Raw genomic sequence first — 24205 nt, 5'->3', positions numbered from 1 at the left:
GTGTGATGTCCGTCATGTGAGACGTGACGCGCGTTACTAACCGGTCACACAGCCCGCCATGCCCGCTAATCTCCGGCCGAGAGACCAAGGACAGCTTGTATCAGGGGAGTCGCACAGTGGCACGGAAGCTCGCCGTCATCGGAGCCGGCCTCATGGGGTCCGGCATCGCCCAGGTCGCCGCGCAGGCGGGCTGGGAGGTCGTCCTGCGGGACGTCACCGACGAGGCGCTGCGGCGCGGCACGGACTCCATCCGCACCTCGTACGACAAGTTCGTCGCCAAGGGGAAGCTGGCGGCCGAGGAGGCCGACGCCGCCCTCGCGCGGATCACCGCGACCAGCGACCTGGAAGCCGTCGCGGACGCGGACGTGGTCGTGGAGGCCGTCTTCGAGAAGCTCGAGGTCAAGCACGAGATCTTCCGCGCGCTCGACAAGCTGGTGAAGGACGGGGCGATCCTCGCGTCCAACACCTCCGCCATCCCGATCACCAAGATCGCGGCCGTGACGGAGCGCCCCGAACGGGTCGTCGGCACCCACTTCTTCTCGCCGGTCCCCATGATGCAGCTGTGCGAGCTGGTGCGCGGCTACAAGACCAGCGACGAAACCCTGGCCACCGCACGGGAGTTCGCCGAGTCCACCGGCAAGACCTGCATCGTCGTCAACCGCGACGTCGCCGGCTTCGTCACCACCCGCCTCATCTCCGCCCTCGTCGTCGAGGCCGCGAAGCTGTACGAGTCGGGCGTCGCCACCGCCGAGGACATCGACCTCGCCTGCAAGCTGGGCTTCGGCCACGCCATGGGGCCGCTGGCCACCGCGGACCTGACGGGCGTCGACATCCTGCTGCACGCCACGGGCAACATCTACACCGAGTCCCAGGACGAGAAGTTCGCCCCGCCGGAGTTGATGCGCCGGATGGTGGACGCCGGTGACATCGGCCGCAAGAGCGGGCAGGGCTTCTACAAGCACTGAAGTCCCATCGGCCCCGGGAGACATCACACGCCGGGGTGAATTCGGTATCGGTTCGCTTACAGGCGGCAACCTCCGGTCGTTTCGGCCAGTCAGAGGTTGCAACACCTGATATCGCCGAGAGATCACGTCGAAGAGTCGAAGAGACGAACAAGGACGCACGCCGGGGAGCGCATATGCACATCAGGGGCGACCACGTCGAGCTGGTCGTCGGGGGCCGCCTCGACGTCCGCAGCGCGGCGGACGCCCGTACGGTCCTGCACTCGGCCGTCGACGACGGAGTCGGCGACCTGGTGCTGGACCTGTCAGAGCTGGACTCCTGGGACGCGACCGGCCTCGGCGTGATCATGGGAGCCCACCGGCGGGCCGGCCGCTGCGGCCGGCGGCTGGTGCTGCGCGGGGTCCCACCCCAGATGCAGCGCCTGCTGGTGGCCACCAGGCTCCACCGGATCCTGGCCATCGAGGGCGGCATCGGCGTGGAGACCCTCCCCAGGGTCTGAGCCCGTCCGGTGCGGCCCCGGCGGGCCGGGAGCGACCCGGACACCGCCCGGCGAACCATCCCGACACACACAATCCTCACGACACCGTGACGTCTCGGACGGGACGGCACCCCGGGCTGTCGGAGACGCCGAGGGAAGGTTTAGGGTCGGGCTGCCCGCCCCTTTGTGAACCCATCGGCGGGACCGGACCAGAAGCGACAGCGCGGAGTGCGGCAAGGCCGGGAGGGTGGTCCCGACCGGGGCCCTGCACACGACGCTTTTGGGGGGCTTGAACCGATGGACCCGAACACCCGGGGACCCGAGGAGTACGGCCACGACGGCGACACGCCGCGCCCGCGGCCGCCCAGGGATCCCCTCACCTCCGACTTCGGCCAGCCCGCGCAGGCCCGCACGGTGCAGCTGGCCGCCGGCGACTTCCTGCTCACCGTCAACCCCGTCGACGGCAGCGAGATCGAGGTCTGCCCGCCCGCCGAGCGGCCCCCCGCGCCGCGGAAGCTCACCGCCGCTGAACGCGCGGAGACGGCCCGGGCCGCCCTGCCGCCCGTCCCGCCGGGACCCACCCGGACCGTGCTGGGCCTGCTGGCCCGCGAGGACGAGCGCGAACGCCTGGTCCGGCTGCTCGCCCGCGGCCGCTCCGTCCGCCTCACCGGCCCCGGCGGCTCCGGCCGCACCAGCCTCCTCGACCTCGTCGCCGAGGACTGCGCCGGCCTCGCCCCCGACGGCGTCGTCCGCCTGAACGGCTTCCACCGCTCCGCCGACGACCTCCTGCACGACCTCTTCCACGCCGTCCACCGCGCCCCCCTGCACCGCCCCGGCCGCGAGGAGCTGCTCGGGCACCTGCGGGCCGTGGGCGCCGTCGTCGTCCTGGACGACATCGAGTTCGGCGGCGCCGCCCTCGACGAGCTGCTGGAGGCCACCCCCGAGTGCGCCTTCCTCATCGGCGCCACGCCCGACGTCCCCGCCCCCTCCGCCGACTCGGCCGTCGAGGAGGTCTTCCTCACCGGCCTGGACCGCTCCGACGGCGTCGAGCTGCTGGAGCGCGCCGCCGGCCGCACGCTCACCGAGGAAGAGGCCAACTGGGCCGGCGACCTCTGGTTCGAGTCCGAGGGCCTGCCCCTGCGCTTCGTCCAGGCCGGCGCCCTGCTGCGCCGCCGCGACCGGCTGCGGGCCGGGGCGGAGGCCGTGGACGAGTTCGGCGTCTTCGCCGACGCCCGCCCGGCCGACGACACGCCCCACGACGCCGACCCGGCAGACGACGTCTCGCCCCTGCCGTCCCTCGGCGAGGCCGCCGCGCCCGCGCCGCTGCTCGCCTCCCGGCTGAGCGCCTCGGCCCGCGCCACCCTGGAGTTCGCCGTCGCCCTCGGCGGCGAGCTGCCGCACCAGGCGCACCTGCCCGCGCTGGTCGGCGACACCCACGCGGACGCCGCCCTCGGCGAGCTGGCCGACTGCGGACTGGTCTCGCCGGTCGGCTCCCGCTACCGGCTGGCCGCCGGGGTCCTCACCCAGCTGGAGAGCGCCGGATACACCGACGGCGTACGGGACCGCGCGCTGGAGGCCGCCCAGCACTACGCCTGGTGGACCGGGCACCCCTCGGTCACCCCCGAGCGGGTCTGCGCCGAGGCCGACGCCGTGCTGGCCGCCCTCGCGGTGCTGGTGCCGGCGACCACGCGGACGGCGGACGACGAGGAGAGCCCCGCCGTCCAGCTGGCCCGCACCGCGGCACCCGCGTTCGCCGCCGGGCTGCACTGGAGCGCGTGGGAGCGGGCCCTCAGGTCCGGCACCGAGGCCTCCCGGCTCGCCGGCGACGTCGCCGAGCAGGCCTACTTCCACCACGAACTCGGCGTCCTCGCCCTCTGCGAGGACCAGCTCGACCGGGCCCGCGCCGAGCTGGAGGCCTCCATCGGGCTGCGCGGCGCGCTCTCCGACAAGCGGGGCGCCGTCGCCGGCCGCCGTGCCCTCACCCTGGTCGCCGACCGGGCCGGGGACACCCCGGGGCCGGGCGCCGGCGCCGTCGCCCTCGGCGCCGCGGCGGGCCCCGGGGCCCTCGCCGCCGGCTTCGGCCCGACGGCCGGGGAGGAGCCGGCCGAGACCGGGCAGGAGGGACCCGTGACGCCGTCCCTCGGTGTCCCCGCGCCCTTCCCGCCGCTCCAGCCGCCCCCGCAGTCCCCGACCCTGGTCACCAGCCGCGAGCGGGCCGAGGAGCCGTCCCGGACGGTCGGCAGCGGCATCAAGGGCTTCGCGCGGCGCAACCTCGTCGCCGCCGGTGCGGGCGCGCTGCTCGTCGCCGTGCTCGGCACCGTCGTGACCCTCGGCGCCACCTCCGAGAACGACCCGGGCGACCCGTCCAACGAGGTCGGCGTCAACCCGTCGGCCAGCCAGGGCATCGACGACGGCGACCTCGGCGCCGACCGTCCGTCCGACGACGGGCAGGGCCAGGGCACCACCGGCCGGCCGAGCGACTCGGGCACGCCCGGCGCGCCGACGCCCTCCGAGTCCGGGCGGCCCTCCCAGTCGCCGAGCGGCCCCGGCAGCACCGGCGCCCCCGGCGACGACGAGAGCCCGGACGACCCGGACTCGCCGGACACGCCCACCAAGTCGCCCAGTTCGCCGACGACGAGGCCGTCCTCGCCCAGGCCGACGGAGACCGAGCCGACCGAGCCGACGCCGTCGGATTCCGAGCCGACCTCGCCGGAGCCCACCGACACCGAGACCACCTCGCCGTCGGCGCCGGAGACCTCCAACAGCGCCGGCGGACCGGTGTCGCCGACCAGCACCGCCGGTTCGCCCGGGGACACCCCGAGCGCCACGCAGAGCAGTGCCGGCACGGGCACCGGTACGCCGGGCGGCGCGGACCCGGCGGCGGAACAGATCATCTGAGGTGCCCGAAGGCGGCACGACGGGAGGGCCGGGTCCTTGTGCGGACCCGGCCCTCCCGTACGCCGTGCCCCCACGCCGTGGGGGACGCGCGGCTCAGAACAGCCGCAGCTTGTCGTCCTCGATGCCCCGCATGGCGTTGTAGTCCAGCACCTGGCAGCCGATGCCGCGGTCCGTCGCCAGCACGCGCGCCTGCGGCTTGATCTCCTGGGCGGCGAACACGCCGCGCACCGGGGCGAGATGGGGATCGCGGTTCAACAGCTCCAGGTAGCGCGTGAGTTGCTCCACGCCGTCGATCTCGCCGCGGCGCTTGATCTCGACCGCGACCGTCCCGCCGTCGGCGTCCCGGCACAGGATGTCGACGGGGCCGATGGCCGTCATGTACTCGCGGCGGATGAGGGTGTAGCCCTCGCCCAGCGTCTCGATGCGGTCGGCGAGCAGCTCCTGGAGGTGCGCTTCCACGCCGTCCTTGATCAGGCCGGGGTCGACGCCCAGTTCGTGCGAGGAGTCGTGGAGGACCTCCTCCATCGTGATGATGAGCTTCTCGCCCGCCTTGTTGACGACGGTCCAGACGCCCTCCTCCTCGCCCGTGCCCTCCTTCAGGGTGCAGGGCGGCGACATCCAGTTGAGGGGCTTGTAGGCCCGGTCGTCGGCGTGGATCGAGACGCTGCCGTCCGCCTTGACCAGGATCAGCCGGGGGGCCGAGGGCAGGTGGGCGGTGAGCCGTCCGGCGTAGTCGACGGAGCAGCGGGCAATGACGAGACGCATGGTCGGCAACGCTACTCGACGTGCCCGGCCCGACGCGATTCGCCCGTACCCGGGCACCCCGCGGGCTGTCCCACTTCTCCCATTGACCCCGTCTTGCGCACTGGCCGATTGTGCGCCGGTCGGATGGTGCCCATCTCGGCATTCTCCTGGTGCGGTCACGATCGGTTGCTTACGGTATTGAACGGGAGGTCGCGAACTGTGTACGCAGCGTGTTCGGTATCGCGAATTCCCTCAACTGTCCGGCAACCCCCGCCCGTCGGGGGTGCGAGAGGAGAACCCATGTCGCTCGACGTCTCACCGGCCCTACTCGAACAGGCCGAGCGAGGCGAGGTCGACGAAGCAGCCTTCGTCGACTGCGTCCGGACTTCCCTGCCCTACGCATGGGAGATGGTCAGCTCCCTGGTGGCACAGCTGAAGGTCGACGGCGGTGCGTTCGCCGACAACCAGACGCCTCCGCCGGACGAGCAGGCGCGCGGTCAGCTGCTGCGTGCGCTCGCGAGTGACGCCATACGCGGCGCACTGCAGCGGCACTTCGGGGTGCGGCTGGCCTTCCAGAACTGCCACCGGGTGGCGGTGTTCCCGTTGGACTCCTCCGTCGACGAGAAACTGACCCGCTTCACCTCGGTGCGCAGCCAGGTGCTGAACCAGTCGCCCGAATTCCGCGACTGCTGACCGAGTCGTCCGCTTGCCGCTCCGTACGCGGGAGGTGCAGTTCTGTACCGGAGCGGCAAGCTCCCCGCCCACGGCCTCAGCTGAGCTGGGGGAGCACCTCGGCGCCGAGGCGCCGTACGTTCTCCTCGGTCGCCGCGAGGTCCCCGGAGCCCTCGACGAGCAGCGCGAAGCGGGAGATGCCGGTGCGCTCGGAGGTCGCCGCCAGCCGGTCCGCGCAGAGCCGGGGCGTGCCCACCGGGTGCAGCCCGCAGAGCAGTTCGGTGTACTCGTGCGGGTCGCGCATGCGCCGGGTCCGGCCGTCCACGGTGACGTGCGCGCCCAGGCCCTGCCGCAGCCAGCCCGGCATCGCCTTGAGCAGCGTCTCCGCCGCGTCGGTGCGCCGGTCGGCGATCTGGCAGACGCCGGCCGACACGTGGGCCGCGCCGTCGACCTCCGCCGCCGGGCGTCCGGCAGCTCGCGCGTGGCGCCGCCACAGGGCGACCATCTCGGCCTTCTCCTCGTCGCCGACGTGCATGCCCAGCAGCATGGGCAGCCCCCGCTCGGCCGCCGTGCGCACGCTCGACGGAGAGGTGCAGGCGACGACGACCTCCGGCCCCGCCGCCTCCGAGAGCGCCTCCGAGGGGCGCGGGACGACGGGCACCTCGCGGAAGCTGAAGCGCTCCCCCGAGGCGCCCACGGCCGGCTCGCGCAGCCAGCGGACCAGGAGGTCGAGCGACTCCGGGAACCCCTGCTCGTACGCCTCCAGGCCCGCGCCGAAGACCTCCAGGTCGACCCACGGGCCGCCCCGGCCGACGCCCAGCGAGAACCGGCCCCCGCTCGTGACGTGCAGCAGCGCGGCCTGCTCGCCGAGCGCCACGGGGTGGACGGTGGGCAGCACGCTGACCGCGGTGCCGACCCGGATGCGCCGGGTGCGGCCCAGCAGCAGCGCGGCCAGCGTCACGGCCGACGGACACGTGCCGTACGGCACGAAGTGGTGCTCGGCCAGCCAGACGGCGTCGAGCCCGGCCTCCTCGGCGACCTCGGCCGAGCGGACCGCGCGGTGCAGCGCCTCCCCCTGACCCTGGCCCGGGAACTGGGCCCCCAACACGAAACTTCCAACGCGCATTGCTTTTCCCGCTTCCTCGGCCCCGACACGGAGCTCCCCCACACGGCATAACCGCCTGACACGTGCCGAGGACACGGCCGGACGGAGGATTTTGCGGATTGTCTGGAGAATCGGCCGTCGCGGCGGGGCGCGCGGGGCGCCGACGGAAACACCGCACGGGGGAGTTGCGGTGTTTGGCGGCGTACGCGTACCCCTGTCCGTGCCGCGTAGGCTGGACGCCGCCCGTACTTCCTGTATAGCTCCGTGAGGTGTCCCGTGTCCCCGCGTCGCAACCGACCCAACGGATCCGGTTCGTCCGGCCGGAGCGCCGAGGACGACGGTGCCGGACGCTACGGCGGCTGGCAGTCGTCGGAGAGCTGGCAGGGCGAGGAGTGGAACGTCCGGCACGTGGCGGGCGCGAGCGCACAGGGGAAGTCGTACCGCTGCCCGGGCTGCGACCAGCTGATTCCGGACGGCGTCCCGCACGTGGTGGCCTGGCCCGCGCACTCGGGTGTCGACGACCGCCGGCACTGGCACAAGGCCTGCTGGAACGCGAAGGACCGCCGCACCACGCGGGTGCAGCGGTCCCGTAACGCGCCCAGGTTCTGAGCCGCCTCAGACGTCCCGCTTCTCCAGCAGCGCGAAGGCGCCGGCGAACGCGGCCGCCGTCACACCGAGCAGGATCCACAGCGGATCCCAGCCCGAGGGGCCCGACTCGGAGAGCGAGTTGGCGTAGAAGATGCTCATCTGGTTCGGGATCGAGTACTCGAACAGGGCCTGCTGGACGTCCTTCAGGGACTCCGAGAACATGAACAGCGCGATCACAAGCGGCGCGAGCAGCACGCCGATCATGATGGTGATGGCGCCCGCCGAGTGCCGGATGACCGAGCCGACGGCCAGCGAGAGCAGGCCGAGCAGCGCGATGTACAGCGAGACGCCGACGGTGCCCTTCAGCCACTCGGTGCCGGTGGGGTCGGCCGCGCCGTTGCCCTCCAGCATGGCGACGTGCGCGAGGGCGACCAGCGTCGCGGAGACCAGCGTCACCACGAAGGCGACCAGGAAGAAGACGATCGCCTTCGCCGTCAGCACCCGGCCGCGGCTCGGGCAGGCCGTCATCGTCGTACGGATCATGCCGGTGCCGTACTCCGAGGCGGTGGTCATCACGCCGAGCGTGATCACGCAGATGCTGCCGAGCAGCAGCCCGAAGAAGCCGAGGCTCAGCGCGCTCTCGCCGGCCAGGTCGGAGGACGAGTTCGCCACCACCGCGCCGGTCAGCAGCCCGATGCCGATGACCAGCAGGACGAACACGCCGAGCGTCCACATCGTCGAGCGCACTGACTTGATCTTCGTCCACTCGGAGGCGAGCGCGTGCACGAGGGTCGTGCGCACCACCGGGATCGGCGACGTGTAGGTGGGGTACGGCGAGGCGGGCGCCGGGTGCCAGTCGGGGGCGGCCTGCGGGGTCGGCGGCTGGGGCGTGCTCATCGGGCGTCCTCGGGCTTGGTCGGGTTGGTGACGGGCGCGGAGGCGGGCAGCGGGGCGGGGCTCGCGGCGGGCGGCGCGGGGGCCGGGGCGGCGGGCCCGGACGGCCGCGGCGGCTGCTGGGCCGCGTACGGGTTGGCCGGCGGTGCGCCGGGCGCCGCCGGGGCGCCGTACGGACCCGCGGGGGCGTGGCCGGGCGCGCCCTGCGCCGCCGCGAAGGGCTGACCGCCCTGCTGGGGCGGCGGCGGGGCGTACCAGCCGGGCTGGCCCTGACCGGGCACCGGCATCGGCGGCTGCGCGCCCGGCGGCAGCGGCTGCTGGAGGCCCGCCTTCTGGTCCGCGGTCGACCGGTAGTCCACGGCGCCCTGCGTCATCCGCATGTACGCCTCCTCCAGGGAGGCCTGGTGCGGCGACAGCTCCCACAGCCGGACGTCGCTGCCGTGCGCGATGTCGCTGATCCGGGGGAGAGGGAGGCCGGTCACGCGCAGCGCGCCGTCCTGCTCGGGCAGCACGTGGCCGCCGGCCTCGGTCAGCGCGCCGGTCAGCTTCTCGCGCAGCTGCGGCTCGGAGTCCGGCGTCCGCACCCGCGCGAAGTCGGCGGAGTTGGCCGAGATGAACTCCGTCACGCTCATGTCGGCGAGCAGCTGGCCGCGCCCGATGACGATCAGGTGGTCCGCGGTGAGCGCCATCTCGCTCATCAGGTGCGAGGAGACGAAGACGGTGCGGCCCTCCGCCGCGAGCGCCTTCATCAGATTGCGCACCCAGTGGATGCCCTCGGGGTCGAGGCCGTTGACCGGCTCGTCGAAGAGCAGCACCTGGGGGTCGCCGAGCAGCGCCGCGGCGATGCCGAGCCGCTGGCCCATGCCGAGCGAGAAGCCCTTGGAGCGCCGCTTGGCCACGTCCTGGAGGCCGACCACGCCGAGCACCTCGTCCACCCGGCGGGCCGGGATGCCGGACAGCTGGGCGAGGCTGAGCAGGTGGTTGCGGGCGGCCCGGCCGCCGTGCACCGCCTTGGCGTCCAGCAGCGCGCCGACGTGGCGCGCCGCGTTGGGCAGCTTGCGGTACGGGTGGCCGCCGATCGTCACGTGCCCCGCGGTGGGGTTGTCCAGGCCGAGGATCATCCGCATCGTCGTCGACTTGCCGGAGCCGTTGGGCCCGAGGAAGCCGGTGACGGCACCGGGCCGCACCTGGAAGGAGAGGTTGTACACGGCGGTCTTGTCGCCGTATCGCTTGGTCAGGCCGACAGCCTCGATCATGCTCCGCACCCATCGAAAGGTTCAGGACAGCAGGGCACACGCCCCCGTAAGGCTTAGGAGGATATCCAGGCCCTGACGGTTCCGTTCAAGCCCGGGCAAAATCAGACGCCCCACGGAACCGTCCGGTACACCTGCCGGCACCCCGCCCCTGACCCGTCCCGGCGCCCTAGGCGTCGCGCCGCTTCAGGACCACGTAGCCGCCGATCAAGGACACGATCACCCACAGGACCATGATGCCGAGGCCGCCCCACGGGCCGTACGGGACGTCGTCGTCGACCGGCGTGACCACCTGCATGATCCTGCTGCCGGCCTGGTCGGGCAGGAAGCGGCCGACCTTCTCCGTGGCCGGGACGTTGCCCAGGATGTTGGAGATCAGGAAGAAGAACGGCATCAGGATGCCCAGCGACAGCATCGGCGAGCGCAGCATCGCCGCGACGCCCATCGAGAACATCGCGATCAGCGTCATGTAGAGGCCGCCGCCGATCACCGCCCGCAGCACGCCCGGATCGCCGATCGAGGCCTTGAGGTCGCCCAGCATCGCCTGCCCGAGGAAGAAGGTGGCGAAGCTGGTGATCATGGCCACGACGAAGGCGAGGGCCGTGGCCACCGCGATCTTGCTGAACAGGAAGCTGCCCCGCCGGGGCACGGCCGCCAGCGAGGTGCGGATCATCCCGGAGCTGTACTCGTTGCCCACCACCAGCACGCCGAACACGATCATCGCCAGCTGGCCGAGGCTGGTGCCGGCGAAGCTGATGAAGGTCGGGTCGAAGGCGAGCTGGTCCCGCTCGCTCATGCCGTCGAACTCGCTCTTCGACAGCGCCGAGATCAGCATGCCGAGCGCGATGGTGACGACCACGGCGAGGGACAGCGTCCACACCGTGGACGCGACCGAACGGATCTTGGTCCACTCCGACCGGACCACCTGTGCCGTCGCCATGCTCAACCCCTCTTCCAGTCGCTGCCCCACGGCTGCTGAGGCTGTTGCTGCTGCTGCGGCGGCACCGGGCCGGCCGGCTGCCCGTCGTGCGCGTGGTACTCCACGGACTCCGCCGTCAGCTGCATGAACGCCTCCTCCAGCGAGGCCCGCTGCGGACTCAGCTCGTGCAGCACGACCTGGTTGCGCGCCGCCAGCTCGCCGACCGCCTCCGACTTGTCGCCGTCGACCTCCAGCACCTCGGCGCCGCTGTCGACGACCTCGATGCCGGCGCCGTGCAGCGCGTCGAGCAGCCGCTCGCGGTGCGGGGTGCGGATCCGGACGAAGCTGCGCGAGTTCTCCGCGATGAAGTCGGCCATCGAGGTGTCCGCCAGCAGCCTGCCCTGGCCGATGACCACCAGGTGGTCCGCGGTCAGCGCCATCTCGCTCATCAGGTGGGAGGAGACGAAGACCGTGCGGCCCTGCCCGGCCAGGGTCTTCATCAGGTTGCGGATCCAGTGGATGCCCTCGGGGTCGAGGCCGTTGACCGGCTCGTCGAACATCAGGATCCGAGGGTCGCCGAGCAGTGCGCCGGCGATGCCGAGCCGCTGGCCCATGCCGAGCGAGAACCCCTTGGTCTTCTTCCTCGCCACCGCCGACAGCCCGACCGTGTCCAGCACCTCGCGGACCCGGGTCGCCGGGATGCCGTTGCTCTGCGCCAGGCACAGCAGGTGGTTGTAGGCGCTGCGCCCGCCGTGCCAGGCCTTGGCCTCCAGCAGCGCCCCGATGTACGTCAGCGGGTCCGTCAGCTGGTCGTAGTGCTTGCCGTTGATCCGCACGTCCCCGGCGGTCGGCCGGTCCAGGCCCAGCACCATGCGCATGGTGGTGGACTTGCCCGCCCCGTTCGGGCCGAGAAAGCCCGTGATGATGCCGGGTCTGACGGTGAAGGAGAGATTGTTGACCGCCACCTTCTCGCCGTACCGCTTGGTCAGCCCCTCGAGCTCGATCATGGCGCCCACGCTAGAACGGGACGAGGCCCACTGCCACCCCAGTGACAGAAGGCCTCGTCCTTTGTTCCGCTCGTGTTCCGCCGCGGTACGTCCGCGTCAGCGGGACTGCTGGGCCGGCACCCCGCGGGAGACCGACTCGTCCTCGGCCGGCGTACCGGCGGCCACCGCGGCGCCCGTGAGGGACGCCAGCATCTCGCGCACGTTGGTGAGCTGCGCGTTGATGGAGTCGCGGCGGTTGGTGAGGGCGGCCAGCTCGCGCTCCGATTCCGAACGGATCCGGTCGGCCTTGGCGTTGGCGTCGGCCACGATGTCCTCGGACTGGCGCTGCGCGGTCTCGACGGTCTGGCGGGCGCGGCGCTCGGCGTCCGTGCGCAGCTTCTCCGCCTCCAGGCGCAGCTGCTCGGCGCGGTGCTCGATCTCCGCGAGGCGCTTCTCGGCCTTGGCCTGACGGGAGGCCAGGTCGCGCTCCGACTGCTCGCGGCGCTTGGCGAGGTTCGTCTCGAAGTCGGCGGCGGCCTGCGCGGCCTTGGCGCGGGTCTCCTCGAACAGGGCGTCGGCCTCGTCGCGCTTGGACTGCGCGTCCTTCTGCGCCTCGGAGCGCAGCTGCGAGGCGTCGCCCTTGGCCTTCTCGACGATCCGGACGCCCTCGTCCTCGGCCTTGGCCTTGCGCTCGGCGGCGTAGGACTCCGCGTCGTTGCGCACCTGCTGGGCCGAGGACTCGGCCAGCTCGCGGTGCTGCTCGGCCGCGCGACGGGCCTCCTCGCGCAGGTCCTTCGCCTCTTCCTCGGCGAGCCGCAGGATCTTCTCGACCCGGGCGCCGAGACCGGCGTACGACGGCTCGGCGTCGTTGACCTGGGCCTGGGCGTTCTGGGTCTCGAGGTGGAGCTCCTCGATGCGCTTTTCCAGAGCGGTGATGCGGGCGAGAGCGCTGTCACGGTCGGAGACGAGCTTGGAGATTCGTTCGTCCACCTGAGCGCGGTCGTACCCACGCCGCACAAGCTCGAAGCCGTAGGGGGAAGTGTCGCTCATGGGGTTCCTGTCGAAAGAGACCGGGTGAGGTGATAGAGGGAATCCTAGGCGCCAATGCGGTGTGTCATCGAGCGGATGCACGTTTGATACGGAGAATGACACCTCTTTTGAGTGGCTGACCCGCGGATGGCTTGCCAAAGTTCTGGTCAAGGGTCTGACGGGGAGTCGGCCAAAGACCTCCAGGAGACACCGAAACCGCCCCGCACGCTAGCCGTCTGACGACTTGCCACCCGAACGTGGGGCGCCCACCGTGGCTCCGGCCTTCACCCCGTTCTCCTTGCCGCCCGCCGGCGTCTCGAAGGACTCCAGCGCCTCCAGCACGTCCTGCACCCGCGAGATCTCCGCGTTGATGTCCTCGCGGCGCCGCACCAGGACCTCCAGCTCCCGCTTGCCCTCGTCGACCGTGCGCTTGGCCTCCTGGACCGCCTCGGCCTTCAGCTCCTCGGCCTCCCGGACCAGGGTGGCCTTCTTCTGCTCGGCCTCCTTCAGCAGCCCTTCGGCCTTCTTGACGGCGGCGATGCGCACCTTGCCGGCCTCGGAGTTGGCCTCCGACACCAGCTCCTTGGCCTTCGCCTCCGCCTTGGCCAGCTGCTCCTCGGCCGCCTTGATCAGCGCGTCGCAGCGGTCGCCCGCCGACTTCATCGTCTCGGCGGCCTCGCGCCGCGCCCGCTCGTGCAGCTCCTCGATCTCCGACGTCAGACGCTCGCGCAGCTCCTCCGCGCGCTCCCTTATGGCGGTCGCGTCCCGGCGGGCGCCGACCAGCAGTTCGTCCGCGTCGGTACGGGCCTTTTCCACCCGGGTGTTGCCCTCGACCGTCGCCTCCGAGACCAGCCGGTCGGCCTCCGTGCGCGCCGCGCCGACCATCGTGTCGGCCTGCGCCTCGGCGTCCGCGGTGGTCTTCTGCGCCTGCTGCTGAGCCTCGGCGAGCAGCTTGTCCGCCTCGGACGTGGTCTCCGTGATGAGGGTGTCGACCTGCTCGGCCGCCTCCGAACGCCGCTTGTTGGCGTCCTTGCGGGCCTCGTCCAGGGTGCGCTCGGCCTCCTCGCGAGCGGCCGTGGTGACCCGCTCGGCCTCCGCCGCCGCCTCGGTCCGCACCCGGTCGGCCTCGGTGCGGATCCGCTCCGCGTGCTGCTGGGCGGAGCCCACGGTGTCGGCGGCCTCGGCCCGCAGCCGCTCCGCCTCCCCGGTGGCGTCGGAGAGCAGCCGCTCGGCCCGGGCGCCCGCCTCGGACCGCACCCGCTCAGCCTCGTCCGCCGCCTCCGTGCGGACGCGCTCCGCCTCCGCGGCGGTCTCGGTGCGGATCCGGTCGGTCTCGGCCGCCGTCTGCGTGGTGAGCCGCTCCGCCTCGGCGCTCGCCTCGGTGATCAGGGTGTCCGCCTGCGTCGCCGCGTCGGACCGGATGCGGTTGGCGTCCTCGCGGGCGTCGGCCCGGGTGCGGGACGCGGCCTGCTCGGCCTCGGCGATGGCGTCGGAGGCCTCGGTGCGCACCCGCTGGGCGTGCTCCGAGACGTCGGTGCGGATCCGGTCGGCCTCCGTGATGGCCTCGGACACCGTCCGCTCGGCCAGCGTCTTGGCCGCCTCGGTCTCCTCCCGCGCCTCGCGCCGCAACCGCCCGGCGTCCTCGGCGGCCCGCTCGCGCTCGGCGTGCGCGTCGGCGCGGACCCGGTCCGCCTCCTGCTCGGCCTCGTACCGGGTGCGCTCGGCCGCGTGCTCGGCCGCGCTGCGCAGCCCGGTGATCTCCTCCTGGGCCTGCTCGTGCAGCCCGGCGACGGAGTCCCGCACCTGCTGCGCGTGCTGCTCGGCGGCGGACACCATCTCGGTCGCGCGCCGGTCGGCCTCCTCGACCAGCCGGACCGCCTCGGCCTGCGCCTCCTCCACCCGATTGCGCGCCGAGGCCAGCAGCTCCTCGCTCTGCTCGCGGGCCCGCTCGCGCTCCTGGTCGGCCTCCTGCCGGGCGGACCCGAGCAGCTCCTCCGCCTCGCGGCGGCGCCGGGCGGCCTCCTCCTGGGCGGCGGCCAGCGCCTCGGACGCCTCGGCGGCGATCCGCTCGGCGGCGCTCTGCGCCTCCGCCCGCACCCGGTCGGCGCTCTCCTGCGCCTCCGACTTCAGCCGCTCGGCCTCGGCCGCCGCCTCCGACCGCAGCCGTACGGCGACGGACTCGCCCTCCGCGCGGGAGGCGGATGCGTCGGCGGCGGCCTCGGTGCGCAGCCGCTCGGCCTCCGTCTCGGCCTGCTGCTGGAGCGTGCGGATCCGCTCCGCGGCCTCGGTGCGCAGCCGCTCGCTCTCCTCGGCGGCCTCGCGACGGAGCCGCGCGCCCTCCTCACGGGCCTCGGACAGCGCCTCCTCGGCGGCCGTGCGGTGCTCCTCGGCCTCGGTGCGCAGCCGCGTCAGGTCCTCGGCGGCCTCCGCCTTGCGGGCCTCGACGGCGCGCTCGGTCTCCTCGCGCAGCTCACGGGCGGCGCGCTCGGCGTCCGCCTGCAGCTCCTCGGCGCGCTCGGCGGCCTCCGCGCGGTGCCGCTCGGCCTCCGCGCGGGTGCGCTCCAGGGTCTCCTCGGCCTGCCGGCGCAGGGTGGTGGCCCGCTCGATCGCCTCGGTGCGGACCTTCTCGCTGTCCGTCGTCGCGGTCTGCCGCAGCTCGTCCGCGTCCGCCTTGGCCTTGGCGAGCAGCTCCTCGGCGGTCCTGGCGGCCTCCTCGATCTGCGCCACGGCCTCCTTGCGGGCCTCGGCGCGGATCTTCTCGCCCTCGGCGACCGCGTCGGAGCGCAGCTGCTCGGCCTCGCCGCGCAGCCGGCGCGCCTCCTCCTGCAGCTCGACCGTCTTGGCGCGGTACTCCTTGGTGTCGTCCTTCGCCGCGCCCTTCAGCTCGGCCGCGATGTCGTGGGCCTCGGCGCGCAGCCGGTCCGCCTCGGCCTCGGCCTCGGTGCGGATCCGCTCGGCCTCCTCGGCGGCGGCCTTCGTGGTCCGCTTGGCGTCCTCCGACGCCTTGTTCAGCACGTCCTCGGCGGTCTTGGCCGCCTTGGAGAGCTGGGTGGCCGACTCCTCGGCGGTGAGCGTACGGGCCTTCTCGGCGGCCTCGGCGACGATCCGCTCGGCCTCGGCACGGGCCTCCGCGACCAGCTGCTCCGCCTCGGACCTGGTGTTCTCGGCGTCCTTGGTGGCCTCGCCGACCAGCCGGGCGACCTGCTCCTTGGCGGTACGGGTGCGCTGCTCGTTGGTGGCCTCGGCGCCGGCCAGCGCCTTGGCGGCGGCCTCCTTGGCCTCGGTGACGACCTTCTCGGCCTCGGTCTGCGCCTTGCGCAGCGCCTCCTCGGCCTCGGACATGCGCCGCTCGGCGGCCCGGCTCAGCTCCTGGGACTGGCGCCGCGCGGACTCCGACTCGTCGGCGGTGGAGGTGCGCAGTTGCTCGGCGTGGTCGGTGGCCTCCTGGGCCTGAGTGGAGGCGGCGTTCAGCAGCCGCTCCGCGTCGGTGCGGGCGCGGCGCAGCAGCTGCTCGGCCTCGGCGCGGGCACTCTCCGCGTCGTTCGTCAGCCGCTGCCGGGCCTCGGAGGTCAGCCGCTCCGCCTCCGCGCGGGCGGCCGCCAGGGCCTGCTCCGCCTCGGTGCGGGACTCGTCGAGGAGCCGGCGGGCCTGCTGCTCGGTGCGGGCCCGCAGCTGCTCCGCCCAGGCCACGTTCTCGTTGACGTGCGACTCGACGGTCTGCCGGCGCTCGGCCAGCTCCTGGTCCAGCTGCTGGCGGCGGGTCACCGCCTCCTGGTGCAGCTCCGCCTGGAGCCGGGCGGCCTGCTCGGCGTGCTCCTGGAGGATGCGCTGGGTCTGCGCCCGGGCCTGGCTCAGCTCCCGCTCGGCGTCCGAGCGCAGCTGGTCGGCCTGCGTCTGCGCGTTGCGCAGCAACTGCTCGGCCTGGTACCCGATGTCGCCGCCGTCGAAGGCGGGCCGGGACATGATGGTGCGCCGCGCCTCGTGCAACTTGGCGCGCAGCACCTCGACCTGGTAGCCGAGGTCCTCGGCGTGCTGGATCGCCTTTTCCCGCTCGGTCTTCAGCCGCTTCATCTCGGCCTCGAACCGAGAGAGGTGGTCGACGTCAGCCGCCGGCTCTCGCTCCTGGCTCTCGTAGCCCCGCACTGCGCGGTCCCATCCGTCCCCTGGTCGCAAATCTTCCCGACTGAGCTCCGTCCGTCCGACGGACGGGGCCCCCGGGGAATGGTGTCAGATCAACGGCGGGGCATGTGCCGCTGCCCCGTCGCCCGCCCCCCGAAACACGACCCCGGCGATCCCGCCGTCGCCGACGACAGGACCGGGTCACCCTGGATTGAGCGGCGACCGCACCCAACCCTACCGGCCCCTATGTACGGGAGTCAGTGCTCAGGTGACTCAACGGCCGCCGAAGTGACCAGTTCTGTCAGTACGCCATGGCAGTCCTTGGGGTGCAGGAAGGTGATCCGCGACCCCATGGAACCTCGCCGGGGCTCGTCGTACAGAACGCGTACGCCCTTCTCCCGGATGTCCGCGGCGTCCGCGTCCACATCCGCCGTACCGAAGGCGATGTGGTGGACGCCCTCGCCGTTCTTCGCGAGCCACTTGCCGACCGCGGAGTCCTCGCGGGTGGGCTCCAGCAGCTGGAGGTACGAGGCGCCGCCGTCGGACGTACCGTTGATCTTGAGCATGGCCTCGCGGACGCCCTGTTCCTCGTTGACCTCGGTGTGGAACACCTCGAAGCCGTAGGTGGCACGGTAGAACTCGACGGTGGTGTCGAGGTCGTGGCAGGCGATTCCGATGTGGTCGATTCGCGTCAGCATGGAATCAGTGCAGCGCTCCGGCGGCGGTTACGCAACGTGCGCGCGATCACACCGACCGCCGGGTGACGGGCGGGATACCGCTCAGTACATTCAAGTAAACCCTCGTTCACTCCTCGGCCTGTGCGGGCCGGAAAAGGGGATCGCAGCTCATGTCTTCTGCAACGAACGGCACGACCTCCGTCATCGTCGCGGGTGCCCGCACCCCGATGGGGCGGCTGCTCGGCTCGCTGAAGTCCTTCTCCGGGGCCGACCTCGGCGGGTTCGCGATCAAGGCGGCCCTGGAGCGGGCGGGCGTCACCGGCGACCAGGTCCAGTACGTGATCATGGGCCAGGTGCTCCAGGCGGGCGCCGGGCAGATCCCCGCCCGGCAGGCCGCCGTCAAGGCCGGCATCCCCATGAGCGTCCCGGCGCTCACGATCAACAAGGTGTGCCTCTCCGGCCTCGACGCCATCGCCCTCGCCGACCAGCTCATTCGCGCGGGTGAATTCGACGTGGTGGTGGCCGGCGGCCAGGAGTCGATGACCAACGCCCCGCACCTGCTGCCGAAGTCCCGCGAGGGCTACAAGTACGGCGCGGTCCAGATGATCGACGCCATGGCGTACGACGGTCTGACCGACTCCTTCGAGGGCATCGCCATGGGCGAGTCCACCGAGAAGCACAACACCCGCCTCGGCATCGAGCGCGCCGCCCAGGACGAGATCGCGGCCCTGTCCCACCAGCGCGCCGCCGCCGCCCAGAAGAACGGCGTGTACGACGCCGAGATCACCCCGGTCGAGATCCCGCAGCGCAAGGGCGACCCGGTGGTGTTCAGCAAGGACGAGGGCATCCGCGGCGACACCACCGCCGAGTCGCTGGGCAAGCTGCGGCCGGCGTTCTCCAAGGACGGCACGATCACGGCCGGCTCCTCCTCGCAGATCTCCGACGGCGCCGCCGCCGTGGTCGTGATGAGCAGGGCCAAGGCCGAGGAGCTGGGCCTCGAGTGGATCGCGGAGATCGGCGCGCACGGCAACGTCGCCGGCCCGGACAACTCTTTGCAGTCGCAGCCCTCCCACGCCATCCGGCACGCGCTCGGCAAGGAGGGCCTGGACGTCGAAGACCTCGACCTGATCGAGATCAACGAGGCCTTCGCCGCCGTCGCCGTGCAGTCAATGAAGGACCTCGGCGTGTCCACCGAAAAGGTGAACGTCAACGGTGGTGCCATCGCACTGGGCCACCCGATCGGCATGTCCGGCGCCCGGCTGGTGCTCCACCTCGCACTGGAGCTGGGGCGGCGCGGCGGCGGGATCGGCGCTGCGGCCCTGTGCGGCGGCGGCGGTCAGGGCGACGCGCTGATCGTCCGGGTCCCCAAGTCCTGACAGACCCGCGGTCCCACGCAGTCGAAAGTAGCCGGACGGAGCTGAACGGAGCTGTGATGCAGGACGTCTCCTCGCTGGTGGCCCAGGCCAGGGAAGGCCGACCGCGGGCCGTGGCCAGGCTGATCTCCCTGGTGGAGGGGGCGTCCCCGCAGCTCAGGGAGGTCATGGAAACGCTCGCGCCGCTCACCGGCGGGGCGTACGTGGTCGGACTGACCGGTTCGCCGGGCGTCGGCAAGTCGACCTCCACCTCGGCGCTGGTGACGGCGTACCGCAAGCAGGGCAGGAGGGTCGGCGTCCTCGCCGTCGACCCGTCCTCCCCCTTCTCCGGCGGCGCGCTGCTCGGCGACCGGGTGCGGATGTCCGAGCACGCCTCCGACCCCGGCGTCTACATCCGCTCGATGGCGACCCGCGGCCACCTCGGCGGCCTCGCCTGGGCGGCGCCGCAGGCCATCCGCGTGCTGGACGCGGCGGGCTGCGACGTGATCCTGGTCGAGACGGTCGGCGTCGGCCAGTCCGAGGTGGAGATCGCCTCCCAGGCCGACACCTCCGTCGTCCTCCTCGCCCCCGGCATGGGCGACGGCATCCAGGCGGCCAAGGCCGGAATCCTGGAGATCGGCGACGTCTACGTCGTGAACAAGGCCGACCGGGACGGCGCCGACGCCACCGCCCGCGAGCTGAACCACATGCTCGGCCTCGGCGAGGCCCGCGCCGCCGGCGACTGGCGCCCGCCCATCGTGAAGACCGTCGCCGCGCGTGGCGAGGGCGTCGACGAGGTCGTCGAGGCCCTGGAGAAGCACCGCGCCTGGATGGAGGAGCGGGACGTCCTCGCCGAGCGCCGCCGCGCCCGCGCCGCCCGCGAGGTCGAGACCATCGCCGTCACCACCCTGCGCGAGCGCATCGGCGACCTGCACGGCGACCGCCGCCTCGGCGCGCTGGCCGAGCGGATCGTGGCCGGCGAACTCGACCCGTACCGCGCGGCCGACGAACTGGTGGCGGGGCTGACGAACGCCTGACGCCGGACGCCGCCTGACGAGCGCCTGACGCCGCTGACGAACGTCTGACGCCACTGACGAGCGCCTGACGCCGCCGCCGACCTTGTCCGGAAAAGCCGCGCGAAGACGGAGTCCGCGCTGCTACCTTGACCGCGTGTTCCTCCTCTTGGCCTAGGGCCCGCCCCGCACGCGACCGCCGCATCCGGCCGTCGCGCGCCTCGGCGTCCCCTTGTCGCCTCTCCGCAGAGGAACCTTCGCGTGTCCACGCCCCTTCCGCGGCCCTCGTACGCCGCCGTGCTCCGTGTCCCCCATGCCCGCCGCACCTTCGCGGCCGCCCTCGTCGGCCGGCTGTCCTACGGCACCGTCTCCCTCTCCCTGATGCTCGCTCTGACCCGGTCCACCGGGTCGTACGCCGTGGCGGGCCTCGTCATGGCGCTCTTCGGCGCGACGAGCGTCTTCCTCTCCCCCTACCGAGCCGGCCTGGTCGACCGGCACGGGCCGCGCCGGGCCCTGCTCCCGATGGCGCTGCTCTACGCCGCCCTGCTCTGCGTGACGGCGGCGGTCTGCTGGCGTCCGGGTGTCCCCGCCGCCGTCCTCGCGGTGACCGCGGCGGCCGCCGGTGCCTGCACGCCGCCGCTCGGTCCCTCGATGCGGGCCGTGTGGGCCGGCATGCTCCCCGACCGCGCCCTCCTGCGGCGCGCCTACAGCCTGGACGGCGTCGCCGAGGAACTCCTCTTCGTCTCGGGACCGCTGCTGGTCGGCGTGGTGGTCGGCGTCGCCCCGCCGGCCGTCGGCGTCCTGCTCAGCGCCGCGCTGGTGACGGCGGGCACCCTCGGCTTCGTCACGTCGCCCGCGACGGACGGCCCGCGACCGGCGCAGGCGGAGAAGGACCGCTCCGGAGTGCCCGCGGGCCGGGCGGGAGCGGGGCAGGCGGGCGCGCTGCTGCAGCCCGTCGTCGTGGCGGCGGCGGTCGGCGTCTCGGTGAGCGCAGTCGACCTGCTCGCCGTCGCCTACGCGGGGGAGCGCGGACTCGGCGGCGGCACCGTCGCCTGGGTGCTCGCGGCGCTGTCCGCGGGCAGTGCCGTCGGCGGGCTGCTCAACGGCGCCTTCCCCTGGAAGTCCGCCGCCCGGTCCCGGCTGCCCTTCTTCGTCGCCGGCCTCGGCGTCTGCCTGGCCGCCGCCGGTCTCGCACCCGGACTGGGCACGCTGGTCCTGGCCGTCACGGGTGCCGGTCTGTTCGTGGCGCCGGCGCTGACGACGGCGTACCTGATCGCCGACGAGAGCGCGGCGCCCGGCTTCCGGGTCCGCGCCGGCGCCTGGTGCAACACGGCGGTCAACGCCGGGGGCTCCGCCGGGGCCGCCGCGGTGGGCCTGCTGGTGGAGCGGCTGCCGCTGCCGGTGTGCTTCGCGGTGTCCGGCGCGGTCGCGGCGGTGGCGGCGCTGGTGCCCGCCCGCCGCCGTGCCGCGTCCGCCGGACGGTCCGCGCGGGTCAGTCGTCGTCCGAGCCGGAGTCGTCCGAGCCGGAGTCGTCCGAGTCCGAGCGGTCGGCCGTGACCTTGCCGGTGCCCGGGTCGACCCGCCAGTCCTGCTCGCCCTTGCTGTCGGTGCGGGTCTCGACCTCCCAGGCGGCCCGCCCGTCGCCGTCGTCGTCACCGTCGTCGTCCAGGTCCACGGAGGTCACCGTGCCCTTGCCGGCCGCGGCCCGTGCCGCGTCCGCCGCGTCGACGGAGGTGCCCTTGAGGGCGGCCCGCACCTCGGCCGTGTCGTCCTCGTCGCCGTCCCGGTGGGAGCCGAGGACCTTGCCGGTGCCCGGGTCGATCCGGACGCTGTGCCAGGTGCCGTCGCCGGCGAGGACGTCGACCTCCCAGGCGGCGCGCTCACGGCGGTCGTCGCCGTCGGTGTCGTCGTCGCCATCGTCGTCCGCGGCGTCCAGGTCGGCGGAGACGGCGGTGCCCGGGGTCTCGCGCAGGGCCGCCGCGATGGCCTCGGCCGCCGTCACCTTCGCCGAGGACACGCGGTCGGCGTCGTCGCGGTCGTCCCGCTCGCCGGCCGCGTCGTCGCCTTGGCCGTCGGCCTCGTCCCGGACGCCGCCGTCGTCGGACACGCTCACGTCCGCGCGCGGCGCCGTTCCCCGGTCGTCGTCGCCCGTGGTCGCCAGGGCGGTCGCCGTGCCGCCTCCGATCAGTGCGGCGGCGGTGACGGCTGCGATGACGATGTTGCGCCTCATGCTGGTTCCTCCCGAGTCGTACGGAGTGCTGTCGTTTCGACTCCCTCACCGTCGCGCACCGACGCTGAGCCGAAGCTGAAGCCTCCTGAAGGAATCTTCAGACGCCCTTTGCCACTCTTTACACATGCGCCCACCCGTCGCCCACCACCACCCTGCCCGAGGCGCTTCGCGCCGCCCCTCTCGAATCTTGATCGTGGAGGACGAGAAGCGTCTCGCGGTGTCGCTCGCCAAGGGCCTCACCGCCGAGGGATACGCCGTGGACGTCGTCCACGACGGCATGGAGGGACTGCACCGGGCGGGCGAGGGCGCCTACGACCTCGTCATCCTCGACATCATGCTGCCCGGCCTCAACGGCTACCGGGTCTGCGCCGCCCTGCGCGCCGCCGGCCACGACGTGCCGATCCTGATGCTCACCGCCAAGGACGGCGAGTACGACGAGGCGGAGGGCCTCGACACCGGCGCCGACGACTACCTCACCAAGCCCTTCTCGTACGTCGTCCTGGTCGCCCGTGTGAAGGCCCTGCTGCGCAGGCGCGCCCAGGGCGGCGGGGCCTCGCCCGTGCACGTCCACGGCGACCTCAAGGTCGACACCGCGGCACGGCGGGTCTTCCTCGGCGAGGACGAGGTCACCCTGACCGCCAAGGAGTTCGCGGTCCTGGAGCAGCTCGTGGTGCGCGCCGGGCAGGTCGTGTCCAAGGCGGAGATCCTGGAGCACGTCTGGGACTTCGCCTACGAGGGCGACCCCAACATCGTCGAGGTGTACGTCAGCGCCCTGCGCCGCAAACTGCGCGCCGAGCTCATCCGCACCGTGCGCGGTGCCGGTTACCGGCTGGAGGCCGGGCGATGAGCCGCCTCCTCGGCTCGGTGCGGGCCCGCGCCACGCTCGGCGCCACCCTCGTGGTCGCCGTCGCCCTCGTCGCGGCCGGCACCGCCGTGCTGCTGTCCCTGCGCTCCAACCTGCTCGGCGAGGCCGGCACCCAGGCGGAACGCTCCGCCCGGGAGGTCGCCACGGAGCTGGCGGTCGGCACCCCCTACGCCGACCTGTCGCTGGACGTCGACGACCGCCCCGTGCAGGTCGTCGACGAGGACGGCACCCTGGTCGCCGCCGGCGAGGACCTGGAGCGCATCACCGGCACCGGCGTCGACGCGGTGAAGCCGCAGCCCGCCGCCTCGCCCGGGGACGCGGGCGACGACGACGGCGACGACGATGAGGACGCGGGCGAGCCCCTCGAACCCGGCGAGATCGGCGAACGGACCACCATCAGCGACGGTTCGGCGACCATCGACGGCGACGCGGAGGACTACCGCTTCGCCGCCGTCCCCGTGGAGACCGAGGACCGGGGTCGCCTCACCGTCTACGCCGGGGCCCCGCTCTCCGCCGAACACGGCGCCGTGAACACCGCGCTGACCGTGATGCTGATCGGCTTCCCGGTGCTCCTCGCGGTCGTGGGGTGGGTGACCTGGCTGGTGACCCGGCGCGCGCTGCGCCCGGTGGAGGGCATCCGGCGCGAGATGGCCGCGATCACCGCGAGCGAGGACCTGGCCCGCCGCGTCCCCGTGCCGGGCACCCACGACGAGGTGGCGCGGCTCGCCTCGACCACCAACGAGACGCTCGCCGCGCTGGAGGCCTCGGTGGAGCGGCAGCGGCGGTTCGTCGCCGACGCCTCGCACGAGCTGCGCAGCCCGATCGCCTCGCTGCGCACCCAGCTGGAGGTGGCCGCCGCCCATCCCGAACTGCTCGACCTGGACGGCGCGGTGGAGGACACCGTACGGCTCCAGCGCCTCGCCGCCGACCTGTTGCTGCTGGCCAGGCTGGACGCGGGGGAGCGGCCCGCCGACGCGCGGGTCGACCTCGCGGTGCTGGCGCGGGAGGAGGCCGCGGGACGGGCCGGGGTGAGCGTGCGGGAGGAGGGCGGCGAGACCGGCGCGGTCACGGTGGCCGGCTCGCGCGGACAGCTGGGGCGGGTGCTGGCCAACCTGCTCGACAACGCCCAGCGGCACGCCCGCTCGGCGGTCGTGGTGTCCGTACGGCGGGACGGCGGCCTGGCCGTGGTCGGGGTGGCCGACGACGGCGACGGGGTGCCGGAGGCCGACCGGGAGCGGATCTTCGAACGTTTCGTGCGGCTCGACGACGCCCGCAGCCGCGACGACGGCGGGGCGGGGCTCGGGCTGGCCATCGCCCGGGACGTGGCCGTGCGCCACGGCGGCACGCTCACCGTGCACGGCGGGCCGGCGGGCGGAGCCCTGTTCGAGCTCCGCCTGCCGGCCGCCTAGGACGCGCCGCG

20 protein-coding genes are annotated in these 24205 nt (G+C 73.3%); 10 read left to right on the top strand and 10 right to left on the bottom strand.

Annotated elements, in window-relative coordinates; all coding sequences use genetic code 11:
- The first annotated feature begins 116 nt into the window (after positions 1-116).
- The 3 genes from IE108_RS03245 to IE108_RS03235 all read left to right on the top strand — a co-directional run bounded on the left by IE108_RS03245 (position 117) and on the right by IE108_RS03235 (position 4339).
- Positions 117-965, top strand: a complete 849-nt coding sequence (locus IE108_RS03245) for a 3-hydroxyacyl-CoA dehydrogenase family protein (RefSeq protein ID WP_064729872.1) — start codon at positions 117-119, stop codon at positions 963-965.
- 173 nt (positions 966-1138) lie between these two features.
- Entirely contained in the window at positions 1139-1462 is a 324-nt protein-coding gene (locus tag IE108_RS03240; RefSeq protein WP_003973611.1) for an STAS domain-containing protein, read from the top strand.
- Positions 1463-1738: 276 nt separating this feature from the next.
- Complete coding sequence (locus IE108_RS03235; RefSeq protein ID WP_064729873.1) at positions 1739-4339, top strand: ATP-binding protein; 2601 nt, start codon at positions 1739-1741, stop codon at positions 4337-4339.
- 93 nt (positions 4340-4432) lie between these two features.
- Here the strand turns inward: IE108_RS03235 and nucS are convergent, their stop codons facing one another.
- Entirely contained in the window at positions 4433-5104 is a 672-nt protein-coding gene (gene nucS / locus IE108_RS03230) for an endonuclease NucS (RefSeq protein ID WP_064729874.1), read from the bottom strand.
- Between the two features lie 279 nt (positions 5105-5383).
- Between nucS and IE108_RS03225 the strand changes: the two genes are divergently transcribed.
- Positions 5384-5776, top strand: coding sequence for an SCO5389 family protein (locus tag IE108_RS03225; RefSeq protein WP_055421911.1), 393 nt, complete (start codon positions 5384-5386; stop codon positions 5774-5776).
- Positions 5777-5852: 76 nt separating this feature from the next.
- Here the strand turns inward: IE108_RS03225 and IE108_RS03220 are convergent, their stop codons facing one another.
- On the bottom strand, positions 5853-6881 hold the full coding sequence (locus IE108_RS03220) for an LLM class flavin-dependent oxidoreductase (protein WP_064729875.1): 1029 nt from the start codon (positions 6879-6881) through the stop codon (positions 5853-5855).
- Positions 6882-7136: 255 nt separating this feature from the next.
- On the opposite strand from IE108_RS03220, the gene IE108_RS03215 reads away from it, so the two are divergent.
- Positions 7137-7469 carry an Rv1322 family protein gene (locus IE108_RS03215; protein ID WP_064729876.1) on the top strand — a complete coding sequence of 111 codons (333 nt, stop codon included), beginning with the start codon at positions 7137-7139 and terminating at the stop codon, positions 7467-7469.
- A 6-nt stretch (positions 7470-7475) separates the two neighbouring features.
- Here the strand turns inward: IE108_RS03215 and IE108_RS03210 are convergent, their stop codons facing one another.
- From IE108_RS03210 to mce, 7 genes are all read right to left on the bottom strand, one after another.
- On the bottom strand, positions 7476-8345 hold the full coding sequence (locus IE108_RS03210) for an ABC transporter permease (protein WP_064729877.1): 870 nt from the start codon (positions 8343-8345) through the stop codon (positions 7476-7478).
- Positions 8342-9598: an ABC transporter ATP-binding protein gene (locus IE108_RS03205; RefSeq protein ID WP_064729878.1), complete on the bottom strand. Its 1257-nt coding sequence runs from the start codon at positions 9596-9598 to the stop codon at positions 8342-8344. Before IE108_RS03205 ends, IE108_RS03210 begins: the two co-directional genes overlap by 4 nt.
- Positions 9599-9764: 166 nt before the next feature.
- The gene (locus IE108_RS03200; protein WP_064729879.1) at positions 9765-10535 is read right to left on the bottom strand and encodes an ABC transporter permease; all 771 of its coding nucleotides are present in this window, start codon (positions 10533-10535) and stop codon (positions 9765-9767) included.
- Between the two features lie 2 nt (positions 10536-10537).
- Positions 10538-11521 carry an ATP-binding cassette domain-containing protein gene (locus IE108_RS03195; protein WP_064729880.1) on the bottom strand — a complete coding sequence of 328 codons (984 nt, stop codon included), beginning with the start codon at positions 11519-11521 and terminating at the stop codon, positions 10538-10540.
- A gap of 96 nt (positions 11522-11617) precedes the next feature.
- Positions 11618-12550 (bottom strand): coiled-coil domain-containing protein, encoded by a 933-nt coding sequence (locus IE108_RS03190; protein WP_064729881.1) that lies wholly within the window; start codon positions 12548-12550, stop codon positions 11618-11620.
- A 207-nt stretch (positions 12551-12757) separates the two neighbouring features.
- On the bottom strand, positions 12758-16672 hold the full coding sequence (gene scy / locus IE108_RS03185; RefSeq protein ID WP_064729882.1) for a polarized growth protein Scy: 3915 nt from the start codon (positions 16670-16672) through the stop codon (positions 12758-12760).
- 233 nt (positions 16673-16905) lie between these two features.
- Positions 16906-17346, bottom strand: a complete 441-nt coding sequence (mce, locus tag IE108_RS03180; protein WP_064729883.1) for a methylmalonyl-CoA epimerase — start codon at positions 17344-17346, stop codon at positions 16906-16908.
- Positions 17347-17495: 149 nt separating this feature from the next.
- Between mce and IE108_RS03175 the strand changes: the two genes are divergently transcribed.
- The 3 genes from IE108_RS03175 (at position 17496) to IE108_RS03165 (ending at position 21247) form a co-directional block, all read left to right on the top strand.
- Entirely contained in the window at positions 17496-18701 is a 1206-nt protein-coding gene (locus IE108_RS03175; protein ID WP_079163667.1) for an acetyl-CoA C-acetyltransferase, read from the top strand.
- A 56-nt stretch (positions 18702-18757) separates the two neighbouring features.
- Positions 18758-19714, top strand: a complete 957-nt coding sequence (gene meaB / locus IE108_RS03170) for a methylmalonyl Co-A mutase-associated GTPase MeaB (RefSeq protein ID WP_064729885.1) — start codon at positions 18758-18760, stop codon at positions 19712-19714.
- Between the two features lie 237 nt (positions 19715-19951).
- Complete coding sequence (locus IE108_RS03165) at positions 19952-21247, top strand: MFS transporter (RefSeq protein ID WP_107420281.1); 1296 nt, start codon at positions 19952-19954, stop codon at positions 21245-21247.
- Here the strand turns inward: IE108_RS03165 and IE108_RS03160 are convergent.
- Positions 21183-21920, bottom strand: coding sequence for a PepSY domain-containing protein (locus IE108_RS03160; protein ID WP_064729886.1), 738 nt, complete (start codon positions 21918-21920; stop codon positions 21183-21185). The genes IE108_RS03165 and IE108_RS03160 overlap by 65 nt on opposite strands.
- Positions 21921-22044: 124 nt before the next feature.
- Here IE108_RS03160 and IE108_RS03155 point away from each other — a divergent pair, with 124 nt between their 5' ends.
- A complete protein-coding gene (locus IE108_RS03155) occupies positions 22045-22767 on the top strand; it encodes a response regulator transcription factor (RefSeq protein WP_064729887.1) in 723 nt (240 codons plus the stop codon).
- Complete coding sequence (locus IE108_RS03150) at positions 22764-24194, top strand: sensor histidine kinase (RefSeq protein ID WP_064729888.1); 1431 nt, start codon at positions 22764-22766, stop codon at positions 24192-24194. Before IE108_RS03155 ends, IE108_RS03150 begins: the two co-directional genes overlap by 4 nt.
- Positions 24195-24205 lie beyond the last annotated feature (11 nt).

The organism is Streptomyces parvulus (genome assembly GCF_014648855.1).
GTDB classification, from domain to species: domain Bacteria; phylum Actinomycetota; class Actinomycetes; order Streptomycetales; family Streptomycetaceae; genus Streptomyces; species Streptomyces parvulus.
Note: the sequence above shows the minus strand (reverse complement) of the source record. Positions and strands in the feature narration are given on the sequence as shown.